The 13,632-nt window shown below is 55.7% G+C and carries 12 protein-coding genes and 1 tRNA gene; 2 read left to right on the forward strand and 11 right to left on the reverse strand.

Annotated features, from left to right (window positions below; all coding sequences use genetic code 11):
- Positions 1-28: 28 nt before the first annotated feature.
- The 7 genes from MARLIPOL_RS12315 to MARLIPOL_RS12345 form a co-directional block, all read right to left on the reverse strand.
- Complete coding sequence (locus tag MARLIPOL_RS12315) at positions 29-832, reverse strand: DUF2797 domain-containing protein (RefSeq protein WP_012138484.1); 804 nt, start codon at positions 830-832, stop codon at positions 29-31.
- A gap of 35 nt (positions 833-867) precedes the next feature.
- Entirely contained in the window at positions 868-1,158 is a 291-nt protein-coding gene (locus MARLIPOL_RS12320) for a YeaC family protein (protein WP_012138485.1), read from the reverse strand.
- 165 nt (positions 1,159-1,323) lie between these two features.
- Positions 1,324-2,184 (reverse strand): rhomboid family intramembrane serine protease, encoded by an 861-nt coding sequence (locus tag MARLIPOL_RS12325; RefSeq protein ID WP_012138486.1) that lies wholly within the window; start codon positions 2,182-2,184, stop codon positions 1,324-1,326.
- Positions 2,185-2,187: 3 nt separating this feature from the next.
- Positions 2,188-3,201 (reverse strand): metallophosphoesterase, encoded by a 1,014-nt coding sequence (locus MARLIPOL_RS12330; protein WP_012138487.1) that lies wholly within the window; start codon positions 3,199-3,201, stop codon positions 2,188-2,190.
- A gap of 2 nt (positions 3,202-3,203) precedes the next feature.
- Positions 3,204-4,088 carry an NAD(+) kinase gene (locus MARLIPOL_RS12335; RefSeq protein WP_012138488.1) on the reverse strand — a complete coding sequence of 295 codons (885 nt, stop codon included), beginning with the start codon at positions 4,086-4,088 and terminating at the stop codon, positions 3,204-3,206.
- A gap of 127 nt (positions 4,089-4,215) precedes the next feature.
- Positions 4,216-5,466, reverse strand: coding sequence for a hypothetical protein (locus MARLIPOL_RS12340; protein ID WP_012138489.1), 1,251 nt, complete (start codon positions 5,464-5,466; stop codon positions 4,216-4,218).
- A gap of 194 nt (positions 5,467-5,660) precedes the next feature.
- Positions 5,661-7,730, reverse strand: a complete 2,070-nt coding sequence (locus MARLIPOL_RS12345; RefSeq protein WP_012138490.1) for an oxidoreductase — start codon at positions 7,728-7,730, stop codon at positions 5,661-5,663.
- A 147-nt stretch (positions 7,731-7,877) separates the two neighbouring features.
- Between MARLIPOL_RS12345 and MARLIPOL_RS12350 the strand changes: the two genes are divergently transcribed.
- Positions 7,878-8,939 carry an AraC family transcriptional regulator gene (locus MARLIPOL_RS12350; RefSeq protein WP_012138491.1) on the forward strand — a complete coding sequence of 354 codons (1,062 nt, stop codon included), beginning with the start codon at positions 7,878-7,880 and terminating at the stop codon, positions 8,937-8,939.
- A 61-nt stretch (positions 8,940-9,000) separates the two neighbouring features.
- Here the strand turns inward: MARLIPOL_RS12350 and MARLIPOL_RS12355 are convergent.
- Positions 9,001-9,077, reverse strand: a tRNA-Asp gene (locus MARLIPOL_RS12355).
- Between the two features lie 170 nt (positions 9,078-9,247).
- Positions 9,248-10,279 carry an AraC family transcriptional regulator gene (locus tag MARLIPOL_RS12360; protein ID WP_036191625.1) on the reverse strand — a complete coding sequence of 344 codons (1,032 nt, stop codon included), beginning with the start codon at positions 10,277-10,279 and terminating at the stop codon, positions 9,248-9,250.
- Between the two features lie 231 nt (positions 10,280-10,510).
- Here MARLIPOL_RS12360 and MARLIPOL_RS12365 point away from each other — a divergent pair, with 231 nt between their 5' ends.
- Positions 10,511-11,383: a MaoC/PaaZ C-terminal domain-containing protein gene (locus tag MARLIPOL_RS12365; protein ID WP_012138493.1), complete on the forward strand. Its 873-nt coding sequence runs from the start codon at positions 10,511-10,513 to the stop codon at positions 11,381-11,383.
- On the opposite strand, the gene MARLIPOL_RS12370 is transcribed toward MARLIPOL_RS12365, so the two are convergent.
- Positions 11,380-12,948, reverse strand: coding sequence for an ATP-binding response regulator (locus MARLIPOL_RS12370; protein ID WP_012138494.1), 1,569 nt, complete (start codon positions 12,946-12,948; stop codon positions 11,380-11,382). The genes MARLIPOL_RS12365 and MARLIPOL_RS12370 overlap by 4 nt on opposite strands.
- Positions 12,949-12,993: 45 nt before the next feature.
- Positions 12,994-13,620, reverse strand: coding sequence for a response regulator FixJ (fixJ, locus tag MARLIPOL_RS12375; protein WP_012138495.1), 627 nt, complete (start codon positions 13,618-13,620; stop codon positions 12,994-12,996).
- Positions 13,621-13,632 lie beyond the last annotated feature (12 nt).

Genomic DNA, 13,632 nt, shown 5'->3' on the forward strand with positions numbered 1-13,632 from the left:
GTTCTCGCAATGTGACTCTCGAACGGGCTCAGGTCTTGGGAAATACCCGGAAGCGGACATCATATCCGGTGTATTTACGAATATTGATCACTCCAGTATCAAGCATCAGGTACTGCCCCTTGATGCCCTGGAGCGTGCCTTCCGCAGAAGGCTCTTTGTCCAGGTTATGGGTTTTGACTTTCTGCGGCCAGACCTGGACCGGATAACTGAGCCCCAGTCCCCGCTCATCCACTGCTTGTAACGCACCCTCTCCGTGGGCTGCTTTCAGTTGTTCAAGATCGTCGGCGATCAATGCCAGCAACCTGTCGCGCTCGGCCGCCAGATCCGTTTCAGGCACATCACCTTTGAGCATGGCGCGCCAGTTAGTCCGGTCAGATACGTGTTCCTTACAGGCCACTTCAACGAATCCTGCCAACTGACGGGTGGCAACACGCAATATGGGGATAGCCTCAACCGCACCTTGATCGATCCACCGCGTCGGCACCTGGGAAGCCCTGGTAATACCGACTTTCAGACCCGATGAGTTTGCCAGATACACCACGTGCTCCACCATGCAATGGGTCTCACCCCATTCCGGCTCGCGACACGTGCCCTCGTGATAATGGCATTTCTCCGGGCTCATGATGCAGCTGTCGCAAGCCGCAAGCTTGCGGAAACAAGGGTAGCAGTAGCCCTGACCAAAACTCTTTTTGGTGACACGATCACAGTGGATACAACGGATAATCCCGTCATAGTCTATCTGTACCGGGTACCCGATCATGTCGTTAAGGGGAACCCGCGTATCGCCAACCTGAATCACATAATCGACCGGCTGGCCAGCCTCAGCCGGCATCTTCCGGAGCCTGCCACTAACATCCACCAATGCCTTCAAGACTTGACCTCGACAAACTGCGATGGATCCACATCACTGGCGGCAGATGCCTGTTTCACCGATGGGTCGCAAGCGGTTCCGGCCTTGCTTCCGCGATCCAGGTAGCCGACCCGTTCGGTCTCGGGAATGCCGTGTGTATTCTCGTAATAGATAACCGCTTCCAGGCAGATCTCGCGCTGCTCTGGCGTTAGCGCGCGGCCATCCGGCCATTTGCCCAGCTCAATAGAACGGCGCAGATTCTGGTAAACCGCTGGATCCAGCCGCTCAATCAGCTCTTCGTATGTCATGGTCTTCTCCTGCAAAACACTTCTGATAAAAATAGTTGCAACGGGTTGACAGACGCAAATGATAATGATTATTATTACCTCACCAAATGACGAAGGTCGTATTCATTTGGTCTCTCTCATCAGGAGCTATAAGCTCTCTTAATGCCCCACCGTGGTGGGGCTTTTTTATGTTCTCTCCGTTCGAACAGGCAACACCAGCGCCAGTGCGATACCGGCAATGAAACCGCCGAGATGTGCTTCATTTGCCATTCGCCCCAACCCCAGCACTTCGGGTAACGGCGTGAAACCGATGACCATCCAAACCACCGCAAACGTGACCAAAGCCGGCGGGAACTGAAATCTGGGTACACGCCGCTGACTCAACCAGCAATACCCGAGAATGCCGTAAACCACACCGGACAAGCCACCAAACAGGGGGCCGGACACAAAATACTGCAGCCCGTTGGACACCAGGCTGGTGAAAACAAACAGCCCCGCCAACCTCGCTTTACCATCAAACCATTCGACCTGGCTGCCCAGGAACCAGAGCATGACCGAGTTGAAGATAATATGAGTCCAGCTGAAGTGCAGGAAATCCGGTGAAATCAGACGCCAGATCTGTCCGCCGGCAAGGGTTTCCCGTAAGGCATACACCCTTGATGACAGGGTATGCCAGTCAAACTGCTGGGGATCGACCATCATCAACAGCGTGGAAACCTGGTTGCGCCCCATCCCGGTGACCCAAGCCATCAGCAAAGCAAATACAATCACGCCCAGTACCAGTGGAGCATGACCGGGTGATGGCTGCCATCGCCCGCCACGGTACACCGGAGATTGGCTTTTGTAGTTCACCGCTTCACGTAACTCCGGTTCGGACAGAAAACGCTCCAGTGCCTTCAGAACCGGCTCGGCATGATCCGGATGCTCCAGCCACAGCACCTGAAATTCACCCTCTTCGGTAATCCGGTGCTCGACGCCCTGTTCACGTAGCCAGCGACTGAACCCCGCCAGGTTGACACTGGTATCAATCTGTTTGACCCGATACACGAACTACCTCGCCACGCTGTCTTCGCTGGTTGGGTAGTCGGGCTGCTCTGGCCGATCCACATCCACCCAAACGAATTTGTCTTTGCACAAGGTACGTTCGCCATCCATCCGATAAGCCACCAGTTTGCCGTATTTAACGGCGCTGTAATCAATGCAGGCAACGTTAGGCTTCAGTGGCGCGGGACTGCTATCCATCCAGTAATGCCCCACAAATACCGGCGGCTCACTCAGCGGGTAGGAAATCAGTTGGCGCCGTTCATCATCGGACAACTCCATCCGTGCTACTTCCGGAGGCAGTGGGTCGGGCTGGAACACAACGTCGGCATAAGTTTGTGGATCTTCGGCCCAGAACTTGGTGCGGAAGAACTCACGCACATAACCATCCTTGCCGGTAATCTTCACACCCTCCGGCAATCGCAGGTCGGTCCCACGTAGCAGGGTATCCATCACCTGGCCGGCAAACGACTCAATTGCGGATGAGGCATGGAGAAAGTCCTCATCGATGCAGGCGCCGCCCTGGGCATGCTTGAACTTTTCGATCAGCTCACCATCCCAGCATGCATGCACGACACGGAATCCTTCCTCCTCAATAAACAATGGAATGGTGTAAAACCATTCGAGGAATTCGTTCCACTCATGGGGGTAGTGTTCAAATTGATCCAGAGTTTCCCGGATCAGGCGATCGTGGCGGGCATTATGCTCCCTCAACCACTGCTTGCCGCTGCCAGGCCGGGCCCGGGTGCAATAACCCAGAGCATTGTACTCGTGGTTTCCCATCACAATACGGGCTGAGCCGTGGTCCACCATATCCCGAACCAGATGCAACGCCTCACGAATTCGTGGGCCGCGATCAATGATGTCACCAATAAAAATGGCCTGACGCCGAGGGTGCTCATAGATTCCGTTCACTTTGCGGTAGCCCATCTGCTCCAACAAATGGATCAGTGTGTGGGCACACCCGTGAATATCGCCGATGATATCGTAACCACGGTTCGCGGTTTTTATCTGTCCTGACATGCTCAACTCGCTGCAATCTCACTGGCCCAGCCCAGCTTACCGCGGCATGTGGCGTAAAAATTGTGATCCGTAGGATGAATAAGACGGATCTTGAACGGTTTCTTGGTGATTCGGATGATATCGCCGGGAGCACAAGCAACATTCATCTGCCCGTCGAAACTGATCTGCGGATAGGTCTCGTTGGTCTCACCGATAACCAGCTTGATCTCACTCTTACCGTCTACCACGATGGGCCGGCTACTCAAGGTATGGGGGAACATGGGCACAAGCACGATGGCATCCAGCTTGGGGTGCATGATCGGCCCACCAGCGGATAACGAATACGCGGTCGACCCCGTGGGAGTAGACACAATAAGGCCATCCGAACGCTGGCTATATACGAAATGTCCGTCAATAAACAGGTCGAAGCCGATCATCCGGGTAGACTTGCCGGGATGCAGTACCACGTCATTCAGCGCGGTTCCAAACCCCAACGGCTGACCGTTACGCTCCACATTACCGTCCAGCAGAAAGCGGGTTTCCTCAATGTACTCGCCCTGAAGCACCTTACCCAGGCGCTCTTCAAGATCCGACGGGGAGATATCGGTCAGAAATCCCAGGCGACCACGATTAACGCCGAGCAGCGGAATCTTGGATTTGGCCAACTCCCGTGCTGCGCCAAGCAGGCTGCCATCACCGCCAACCACAATCACCAGATCACAGATCTCACCCAACAGCTTCTTGCTGGCCACTTGCAGACCATGGCCGGGGAGCATACTGGCCGTGTCTTCCTCGATAATGACATGGTAGTGGTTATTCACCAGGTACTGTTTGAGCTGGCGCAGGGATTCCACCACCTTGACGCTGCCCATACGGCCAATGACGCCGATATTCCTGAATTGATCCATGTAACTTCCTGTGGTGTCGGGAATGGAGCCGGGCCTGTGTCATGGCAAGACCCGGTGACGTTCTGGGACAGTTTAACGAAAGTTACACCGATACTGAAAAAAGAGTCAGGCCAGGGGGAAGATCCACTCAGGCTGTGATCGATTCACGGTGTTTCTCGCAACGATCATCCTTCCCTGCCCGGAATTCCGCTGGCTGGCTTACCCTCATAACGGGTTCGCTACAGGCATTACCGGCGTCATCTTTATGAAAACATACCGGGTTCTCGTAATGCTCAAGCCACTCGCGGTACGCCGGCTCGTTGAGGCCGCAACGCTCAGCCGCGTAGGCCATAGGGTTGTTGAAATAGGGTTCGATATCGTCATATGGCAGGGTGATGTGACCAACACCAGCGTGGTAGGCGACCAGGAATACCGATTGACGCCGCAGATGATCCATCACGGAGTTCTCCGAAGGTTCCCGGTGCCTCAGTTCGTGGTTTTCCTGTTCGAGGGCCACCAACTTCTGGTCCCGCAGCTCAAGTTCACGCTGCTTACGGTCCAGTTGCTCCCGGAGCAACACCAACTCCGCATCGGAATTGGCCCCCTTACGGACATCCTGCTCCTCACCCCGGGCTACCTGCTCCTGCATGGTCAGGTACTGCTCATTTCGCTCCGCCAGCCGCGTCTTGAGCTGCTCATTACTCAGGCGCTGACGCTCATACTTCTGCTCAAGCGCCGACATTTCACTGCGCAGGGCCTTCATTTCCAGTCGATGTTCACGCTGGATGTCAGACAATGAATCCCGATGAACGCTTTGAAGGGTTTTGATGCGAAGACGCTGCTCCCGGATCAGCTGGGCCAACCTGGCACGATCACGAGCGTCTGACGGTGTGTCCGAAGACTTCGATTCCGCCACCAGTACCGGAATATCCGCTTCCCGGGACGGTTCGATTTTGCGGAACTTGAGGGTATTGGCGTCCACCGCTTTGCGAATGGACTGGAAATGATTGCTCCCCGGCGTCATATCCGGGTCCCAGAGTTCCTCCGCAAACGCCGGATCCGGGCACTGGCTGCGGCAGACCAGACGTATGGGGCCAGCCCCCATGTCCGGTCCTTTTGCGCCGTTCAGGGCCAGCTTTTCAATGGGAACATTCCAATGACTGTCAGCGCGCCCTTCCTCATCGAAATAAATCCGGAAGAACACCAGTGACTGCACCTGAAGATCCCCACCCAGATCCACCAGGACTGCCTTTACATCGGTTTCCGCCAGGTCGGAAAGACCTACGTAGCCATCTAGGAAGGCACCGAACTCCGTCGCACGCATTTGCCGCGACACATTGCTGCCATCCATAAAAAACACCGCCGAATAACCATCACTCACCTGGTCGGCAGATACCATTGTTGACTCCCCGCTATTCTGAAACCCGACCTCAACACGTGTCATACCCCGAAGGTGTTCCACTGGTGATTGATGCCGGCGCCCTTACCCCGGAGCCCTCAGGCCCGGGGTAAAATTTGAAACTGACAGACTTCTGAATAATAGTCTAGCCAGACTGACGGCGGGGAACAGCGAAAAACTGAAACGTTTTGTGATCAGATCTCCGCTGCCAGGCGACTGCCCTGGTCGATAGCACGCTTGGCGTCCAGTTCGGCTGCCACGTCAGCTCCCCCGATCAGGTGGACCGGAAGCCCAGCAGACTCCAGACCCTGCTGCAGTTCACGCAAAGGCTCCTGACCCGCGCAGAGGATGATGGTATCCACTGGCAACAGCCTGTCTTCCCCCTGCTCAGCGCCCTTGGGCGTAACGGTAATGTGCAGCCCCTCATCATCGATCTTGCGGTAGGTCACCCCCGGCACCATCTGGACCTGCCGGCTCTTGAGGGAGGTACGGTGTATCCAGCCCGTGGTCTTGCCCAGATTCTTGCCCACTTTCGAGGCCTTGCGCTGCAGCAGATAGACTTCCCGTGCCGGCTCAGGCACCTCTGGCGTTACCCCTTTGATACCGCCACGGTGTTCAACGCTGAGGTCCACGCCCCACTCCCGCATGAAATGCTCCGGATCCAGCGCTGCGGATGTGCCCTTGTGAACGATAAATTCCGACACGTCGAAGCCGATGCCACCGGCCCCGATCACCGCCACTTTCTGGCCCACCGGCTTTCGCTCAAGCAGCGCATCCAGATAACCAATCACTTTGGGGTGATCCACGCCGTCGATCTCGGGCGTGCGGGGCTCGACACCAGTGGCCAGGACCACCTCATCAAAACCACCGGCCTTGAGCGCGTCCACGTCGACCCGGGTATTCAGGCGAACATCCACACCGTGCTTATCCAGCATGACACGGAAATAACGCAGGGTTTCGTAGAACTCCTCCTTGCCGGGAATACGCTTGGCGACATTGAACTGGCCACCCACCTCATTTCCCGCATCAAACAGGGTAACCTTGTGCCCGCGCTCCGCAGCCACCGTTGCAAACGCCAGGCCCGCGGGACCGGCACCGACTACGGCAATGGATTTGGGAGACGCCGTTTTCACGTAGCTCAGCTCGGTCTCATGGCAAGCCCTCGGATTCACCAGACAGGAAGTGAGCTTGCCGCCAAAGGTGTGATCCAGACAGGCCTGGTTGCAGCCAATACAGGTGTTGACTTCATCCGCACGGTCTTCCGCGGCTTTCAGTACCAGATCCGCATCAGCAAGGAATGGACGCGCCATGGACACCATATCCGCATCCCCTTCCGCCAGGATCTTCTCCGCCACATCTGGCATGTTGATACGGTTGGTGGTCACCAGCGGAATCGACACTTCGTCTTTCAGACGCGCAGTGACCTTGGTAAACGCGCCGCGGGGAACCGACGTGGCAATGGTCGGCACACGAGCCTCATGCCAGCCGATACCGGTGTTGATAATGGTGGCACCGGCTTTCTCGATTTCCTTGGCCAGGAGTACCACCTCATCCCAGGTGCTGCCATCTTCGATCAGGTCCAGCATCGACAACCGATAGATCAGGATAAACTCGTTACCTAGCCGCTCACGAACACGGCGCACGATTTCAATAGGCAACCGGATGCGGTTTTCGTAACTGCCACCCCATCGATCGGTACGATGGTTGGTGTGGGATACGATGAACTGGTTAATGAAATACCCTTCGGAACCCATGATCTCGACACCGTCGTAACCGGCGCGCTGTGCCAGAGCGGCACAATCGACGTAATCCTGAATCTGCTTTTCGATACCGGATTCATCAAGCTCGTTCGGCTTGAACGGGTTGATCGGCGCCTGAATTGCAGAGGGCGCGACCAGAGCCGGCGAGTAGGCATAACGGCCTGCGTGCAGAATCTGCATACAGATCTTGCCGTCCGCTTCGTGGACTGCCTGGGTAATCACCTTGTGCCGGTCGGATTCATCGTCGGTACTCATTTTGGCCGCATGCTGGAACACACCGCCCTCTTCGTTCGGTGCGATACCACCGGTAACGATCAGGCCGGCTCCGCCCCGGGCGCGCTCTGCGTAAAAGGCCGCCAGGCGATCAAAACCATGCTTCGCCTCTTCCAGGCCTGTGTGCATGGAACCCATCAAAGTGCGGTTACGCAAACGGGTAAAACCCAGATCCAGTGGCTCCAGAAGGTTCGGGTACTTCTTTACGCCCGGGGTCGCTGCTGCGGTCATAATCTCTCTCCTCAGGTATTTTTCCGGGCTGATTGACAACCACTGCCAGCCCTGTTGATGAGGCTAAACTACCGATGCACCTTGCAATGAACAATATCCCTGGACTACATTTTGATATCCTAAAACAACATTGCAGGGAAAGCGATCATGGAATCCACATCAGCCCGACGCCGTAACTCGCTAGGTGACATCAGTGTCCTCTACGTTTCGGTGCTGATGAGAGCCGTTGCCGCCGAGGGCAAAAAAACCGATTCACTGATGGAGCGCTTCCGGCTCAACGACGAAAGCCTGGCGTCCCCGGACGCCCGCATCAGCATTCCCCGCTTCATGCGCCTGGGGCAAGCAGCCATTGAACTGACCGGCCAACCCGCTATTGGCTTGACCATGGGTAGCCTGAGCCGCCCGGTAGACGCCGGTATCGCGGGCCTGGCTGGCCACAGCGCCGCCACCGCCGGTGAGGCTCTGACCACATTGATCCGCTATAGCCTGCTGACCAGCCACAACAGCCGAGGTGCCTCACACACCAGCCACAATGGGCGACAGGCACACTTTTACTCCATACGCCCTTACAATGTGTTCAACTTCTTTGTGGTGGATTCGGTGTTGGCCGCCTGGACCCAGTTCGTACGTACGATCAGCGGCCAACAGGCGGTAGTTGAGCGGGTAACCATTGAATACCCGTCCATTGGCCTGGATGAGCAATTTGAAGACTGGTTTGGCTGTCCGGTTACCTTCGGCGCCGAAAGTAATGGCATCACCCTCGCCCCAGACGTACCTCGCCTTCCATCAACGGGTGCACAAAGCGCCGTTCATGCCGCTCTGATCAGGCAATGCGACGACGCGCTACGGAAAATACGCCAAGGCTGGACTACGGGAGACAAGGTCAGGGATCTGCTAACCCCACTGCTGCAAGGGGAAACCCCATCACTGGAAACCATCGCAACACGTCTTGGGACAACCCCCTGGACCCTGCAACGGCAACTGGCGGAGGAGCAAACGGGGTTCCGGGACCTGGTGGATGAAACACGGAAGGATCTGGCGACTGACTATATCCGGGAAACCAGGACATCCCTGGCGGAGATTGCCTGGCTTCTCGGCTTTGCCAATCCGGCAGCCTTTCACAAAGCTTACAAACGCTGGTTTGGCATCAGCCCGGGCGAACATCGCAAGCAGTTCTATGAGGAACAGAAAATCAAAGGCATACGCTGAGACGACATCCCAGGGGTTGCAGATAACAGATAAAAATGGAGATCAAATCAGGGAAGGAAAATGGCGGAGCGGACGGGACTCGAACCCGCGACCCCCGGCGTGACAGGCCGGTATTCTAACCAGCTGAACTACCGCTCCGCGTTGGCTACCACCTTCAGAACTGAACACCGCTTTCTCGTTTGAGATCAGGCTGTTCCGCTCACCGCAATCAGGGGCCTGAGTGCTTGGTGACAACGAGGGCGCATTATAAAGACGCCCCCAATTATGTCAACGATTTTTTCCAAAAAACTTTCCACACACTCATTGCCCTACATGGCATCAATCATCGCATCCTTGCCCTGCGCGGTTTTGCGGTATTCGATCGGCGTCATACCCGACCAGCGCTTGAACGCACGGTAAAAGGTACTGGGCTCGGAAAAACCGGTCAGGTAGACAATCTCATCAATGGATTCATCCGTGGTTGCCAGCAACTGACGTGCCAGTCGGTAGCGGAAATCCGCCAGCACCTGGTTAAAGCTGGTTTCGGCTTCGGTCAGCCTGGTTCTGAGCGTTCTGGGCTTGATACCCAGCCGTTCGGCAACGGCATCCAGTGTCACCTCACCGCTGTCCAGAAGTTCCGCAACAATACGCTCGACCTGACCGACGATGTCTTTCTTCTCCAGGCGGGCCACCTGCTCACTGGCAAAGCGCTCATGGAGATCCAGCAGCTCTGGCTCAGCGTGGGGAGACGCATGGGAAAGCATCTCGACCGGGAAATAAAGGCGATTTTCATCCGCGCCAAACACGACTTTACAGCCCAGAACTTCCTCGGCGTGCTCCAGGCCATGGTCACGCTGATGCTCGAACTCAATACGTGAAGGTTTGAACTCTCCGTCAGTGATCGACTGGAAGAAGATGACCAGTCCCTGAACGAAACATTCATTGAAATGCCTGAGACGGCTGATCTCTTCCGAGGCGGCATCCAGTACCATGCAGGCGTTGTCACCTTCAATGAAAAAGTCGGTATTGGCGGCGTCGCTTAACAGGCGCTGATAGTTTTGAGCGCGGCGCAGTCCCTCACCAAAAGTCGGGCTGCTTAAAAAGAGATACTCAAGCACCTGCCCCTTGTATGCGGGGAGCAGCTGCCCAAGGTGCAAACCTATGTCAGGATCACCGGAGACATCCTCCACTGCCTGCCAAAAGTACACCTGTGCGCTGTGGGGTGTTCTTAACTGCTCGGTGTAAACATATTTTTCATCTACACCCAACCGGCTGAATATTGCATCTGTGTCGATACCCTTCCGTTTCATCGCCTCATAGATCAGGCGCAACATCACTCCTGCGTCACGAAGTTCCTGCATAACATCCCGCTTTATAGTTGTGTTTAGAAACCGCCTTGGCCCACCGGACAAGCGCCCATGGGAACCAAGTCAATGTCGAATCCAGCCGGGTTTGCCAGACTTTAAGACCTTGGTCTTATATTAGAGCATATCAGGCCAGACACGCACAGTTGTACCAGAATGTTTACACATCTCACCTTTTTGGTCACAAAGCAGCTTCTAACTGTTTCAAAGTGTTGGAGATTTCTCAATATGTCCGATGTGCCTATCTACCGCAGCCATCCGCCGTCACTCTGGTCACTGTACGGCAAAGCCGTACTACCCAAAGGCAAAACAACCCCTGGTGACCTGACAATACCTGGCCTCAGCGCCGGCCTGGTTGGCGTCAGTACGGCCAACAATAACCTGAAACGCTACCAAAAGGTATGTGGTTTTTCTCAGCAAACTCATGCACCAATTACCTGGCCCCACATACTGGCATTTCCACTCCACCTCAAACTCCTGACTGAAAAGGCCTTTCCGCTACCATTGCTGGGGCTGGTTCACTTGCGCAACACCATCACCCAACACAGGCCCATCGGCATTGGAGAAACGCTGGATATCGATGTTCGGCTGGATGGACAAACGCAGGGGACCAAAGGACTGGAGTTTGATCTGGTAACCGAGGCCTACTCAGCAGGAAAACTGGTTTGGGAAGAAGTCAGCACAAACCTGTTCCGCCAACCCCAACAAGGTGACAAGGGCAAGCCCGGAAAACCGCCGGAGTTGGAGCGCTACCCCAACACCCTGAGCATCAATGCGCCTGAGTCCATCGGTCGTCAGTACGCCAAGGTATCCGGGGACCGCAACCCGATCCACTTGCATGCATTAACCGCCAAGGCGTTCGGATTTCCGCGGGCTATCGCCCATGGCATGTGGAGTAAAGCACAGGTTCTGGCATTGCTTGAACAGCAAGCAGGCTGGAAAAATGAGTCGGTATCGGTGTCCTGCCAATTCAAGAAACCGCTGTTTCTACCGGGCACGGCCCAACTTAACTGGCGAGCCGGGGAGGGAGACTGGGATTACCAGTTGCTGAACGCAAAGGGCGATGCGCCTCACCTGACCGGAAACATCACCTGGGGCTAATCAGCCCCACAGGGATTGCCCTCGGCGCCTGCTACAGGCAACGTGAAGAAAAAGCGGGCGCCACCGTCTTCCGGTCTTTCAAACCCGATATCTCCGCCCTGAGCCTGGATCAGCGAACGGCACATGGAAAGACCAATGCCCATGCCATCTTCCTTCGTTGAGTAGAAAGGCAGGAATAGCTTCTCTTCCGCACCCTCCGGCAGTCCCGTGCCATGATCCCTCACCTCAATCCGCACACAGCGGCTGCCAGACATGGCCGCGGATACTTCCACTGGCGCCGAGGCGCCAGCGCTGCCTGTAGCCTCCAGGGCGTTACGGATCAGGTTCAGCGCTACCTGTTGCACCTGGATCGGGTCTGCCAGCACGTCGGGAACACCCTCAGCCACCTTGACTTCAATCCCCCCCTCATTGTTACGCATGTCCACCTCAGCAAACTGCCGGGTGTCTTCCAGCAGGGCAGGCACAGACAGGATTTCCTTACCAGTGGCAGGTTTTTTCATAAAGCGGCGGATACGGCGAATAATCTCGCTGGCACGATGAGACTGCGCCTCAATCTTATCGAGGGTTTCCTGCAACAGATCACGGTCCAGTACGTCCTTTGCCATCAGTCGCTTGGCGACTCGGGCGTAATTGGTTATGGCGGTTAGCGGCTGATTGACTTCATGGGCAAAACCGGCAGCCATTTCACCCATCGTGGATAGCCTTGACGCGTGCGCAAGCTGATCCCGTTGCTCTTGTACAATGGCCCTGGCATCTTCCAGCGCCTGCTCGTTTTCCAGTTCCGCGGTAATATCCCGGAATACGACGACGGCACCACGAAGTTCGTCACCATCCAGCTTGGGGGTGGAACGGCATTCGGCGGGGAAGGAGGTTCCATCCGGCCGCCCCATGACGATATCCCTCTGGTTCTCGGGAATACCCTCGCTACAGGTTGACCGCACCGGATGCTGACTGGTGCCCGCATCATCGTTGGCGGTGCAGTGAAGTTCAAAGAAATTACGACCAATCAGTTCTTCCGTCGGGGCCCGCATGATCAGTGCGGCAGCGGGGTTGGCAAAAACAATGTTGCCGTCGGCATCCAGGCCGTAAATGCCCTCACTGATAGAGTTCAGGATACGTGCCTGGTCACTTTCCAGTTGCCGGTTGCGCTCCTGGAGTTCCCGCTCAAGGCGGATAACGCGGGCGTGAGTTTTTACCCGTGCGATGACCTCCTGGGCCTGGAACGGCTTGGAAATATAGTCTGCACCACCGAGGGAAAACCCCCTGACCTTTGCCTGCACATCATCCAGAGCAGACAGGAACACGACCGCACAGTCAGAAGTGACCGGATCGGCTTTCAATCGCTCACACACCTGATAGCCATCCAGTTCTGGCATCATGATATCCAGCAGAATGACTTCTGGCTGGTGGCGGTGGGCCAGGTCCAGGGCCTTTTCGCCGTCATTGGCAATCAGCAGGCGGTAGCCTTTGTCCTTCAGGGTTTCATAGAGGACTTTGAGGTTCTGCGGATTATCATCCACAAGCAGAACCGTCACCTCTGCAGTCTCGCTGACAGCTTCAGTCATATAAACAGGACCGGTTGAAAAGTTGACCGTATCATGCCGGCCAATTCAGCGGGCGTCGATAAGGTCCTTTACTGACAGGACCATGCGAACCAAGTGCGCCAGCGAATGGGTCCCCATTTTATGCATCACCCGCGAACGGTGGATCTCTACCGTGCGCTGACTGATTTCCAGCTCAATGGCGATCACCTTGTTGGCCTGACCGGCGATCATCCGATCCATGATTTCATGCTCCCTCGGCGTCAGGCTTTTGATTCGCTTGATGATCTCCTGCTTCTCATCCAACGACTTACGCTGTTCCAGGTCCTGTTTCAGGGCAGCCTCAATCTTCTCCAGCAACGCCTCTTCACGGTATGGCTTCTGAATAAAGTCCACCGCACCTTCTTTCATGGCATCAACGGCCATAGGCACATCACCGTGACCGGTCACAAAAATAATCGGCAGAATGGAGTGTTTGTCATTGAGCTTTTTCTGGAGCTCCATGCCATCCATCCCTGGCATGCGGATATCCAGCACAATACAGCCGGCCATTTTCTCGGAGTAATCCCGCAGAAAAGCCGTCGCGTTCTCGTAGGTTTTTACCGGCTTGCCATCAGACTTGAGCAACAGCTCCAGTGAATCACGGACGGCTTCGTCATCTTCTACCACGTACACGGTTTGCTGGATATCAGTCATGTGATCTTGTTC

It is taken from the genome of Marinobacter lipolyticus SM19, assembly GCF_000397065.2.
GTDB classification, from domain to species: Bacteria; Pseudomonadota; Gammaproteobacteria; order Pseudomonadales; family Oleiphilaceae; genus Marinobacter; species Marinobacter lipolyticus.

Excerpts from the sequence above, each read along its gene's own strand:
- MARLIPOL_RS12350 (WP_012138491.1), top strand. The coding sequence starts at position 7,878 with ATGGAATCCACATCAGCCCGACGCCGTAACTCGCTAGGTGACATCAGT.
- MARLIPOL_RS12365 (WP_012138493.1), top strand. The coding sequence starts at position 10,511 with ATGTCCGATGTGCCTATCTACCGCAGCCATCCGCCGTCACTCTGGTCA.
- MARLIPOL_RS12320 (WP_012138485.1), bottom strand. The coding sequence starts at position 1,158 with ATGACATACGAAGAGCTGATTGAGCGGCTGGATCCAGCGGTTTACCAG.
- MARLIPOL_RS12315 (WP_012138484.1), bottom strand. The coding sequence starts at position 832 with ATGCCGGCTGAGGCTGGCCAGCCGGTCGATTATGTGATTCAGGTTGGC.
- fixJ (WP_012138495.1), bottom strand. The coding sequence starts at position 13,620 with ATGACTGATATCCAGCAAACCGTGTACGTGGTAGAAGATGACGAAGCC.
- MARLIPOL_RS12335 (WP_012138488.1), bottom strand. The coding sequence starts at position 4,088 with ATGGATCAATTCAGGAATATCGGCGTCATTGGCCGTATGGGCAGCGTC.
- MARLIPOL_RS12370 (WP_012138494.1), bottom strand. The coding sequence starts at position 12,948 with ATGACTGAAGCTGTCAGCGAGACTGCAGAGGTGACGGTTCTGCTTGTG.
- MARLIPOL_RS12330 (WP_012138487.1), bottom strand. The coding sequence starts at position 3,201 with ATGTCAGGACAGATAAAAACCGCGAACCGTGGTTACGATATCATCGGC.
- MARLIPOL_RS12340 (WP_012138489.1), bottom strand. The coding sequence starts at position 5,466 with ATGGTATCTGCCGACCAGGTGAGTGATGGTTATTCGGCGGTGTTTTTT.
- MARLIPOL_RS12360 (WP_036191625.1), bottom strand. The coding sequence starts at position 10,279 with ATGCAGGAACTTCGTGACGCAGGAGTGATGTTGCGCCTGATCTATGAG.
- MARLIPOL_RS12345 (WP_012138490.1), bottom strand. The coding sequence starts at position 7,730 with ATGACCGCAGCAGCGACCCCGGGCGTAAAGAAGTACCCGAACCTTCTG.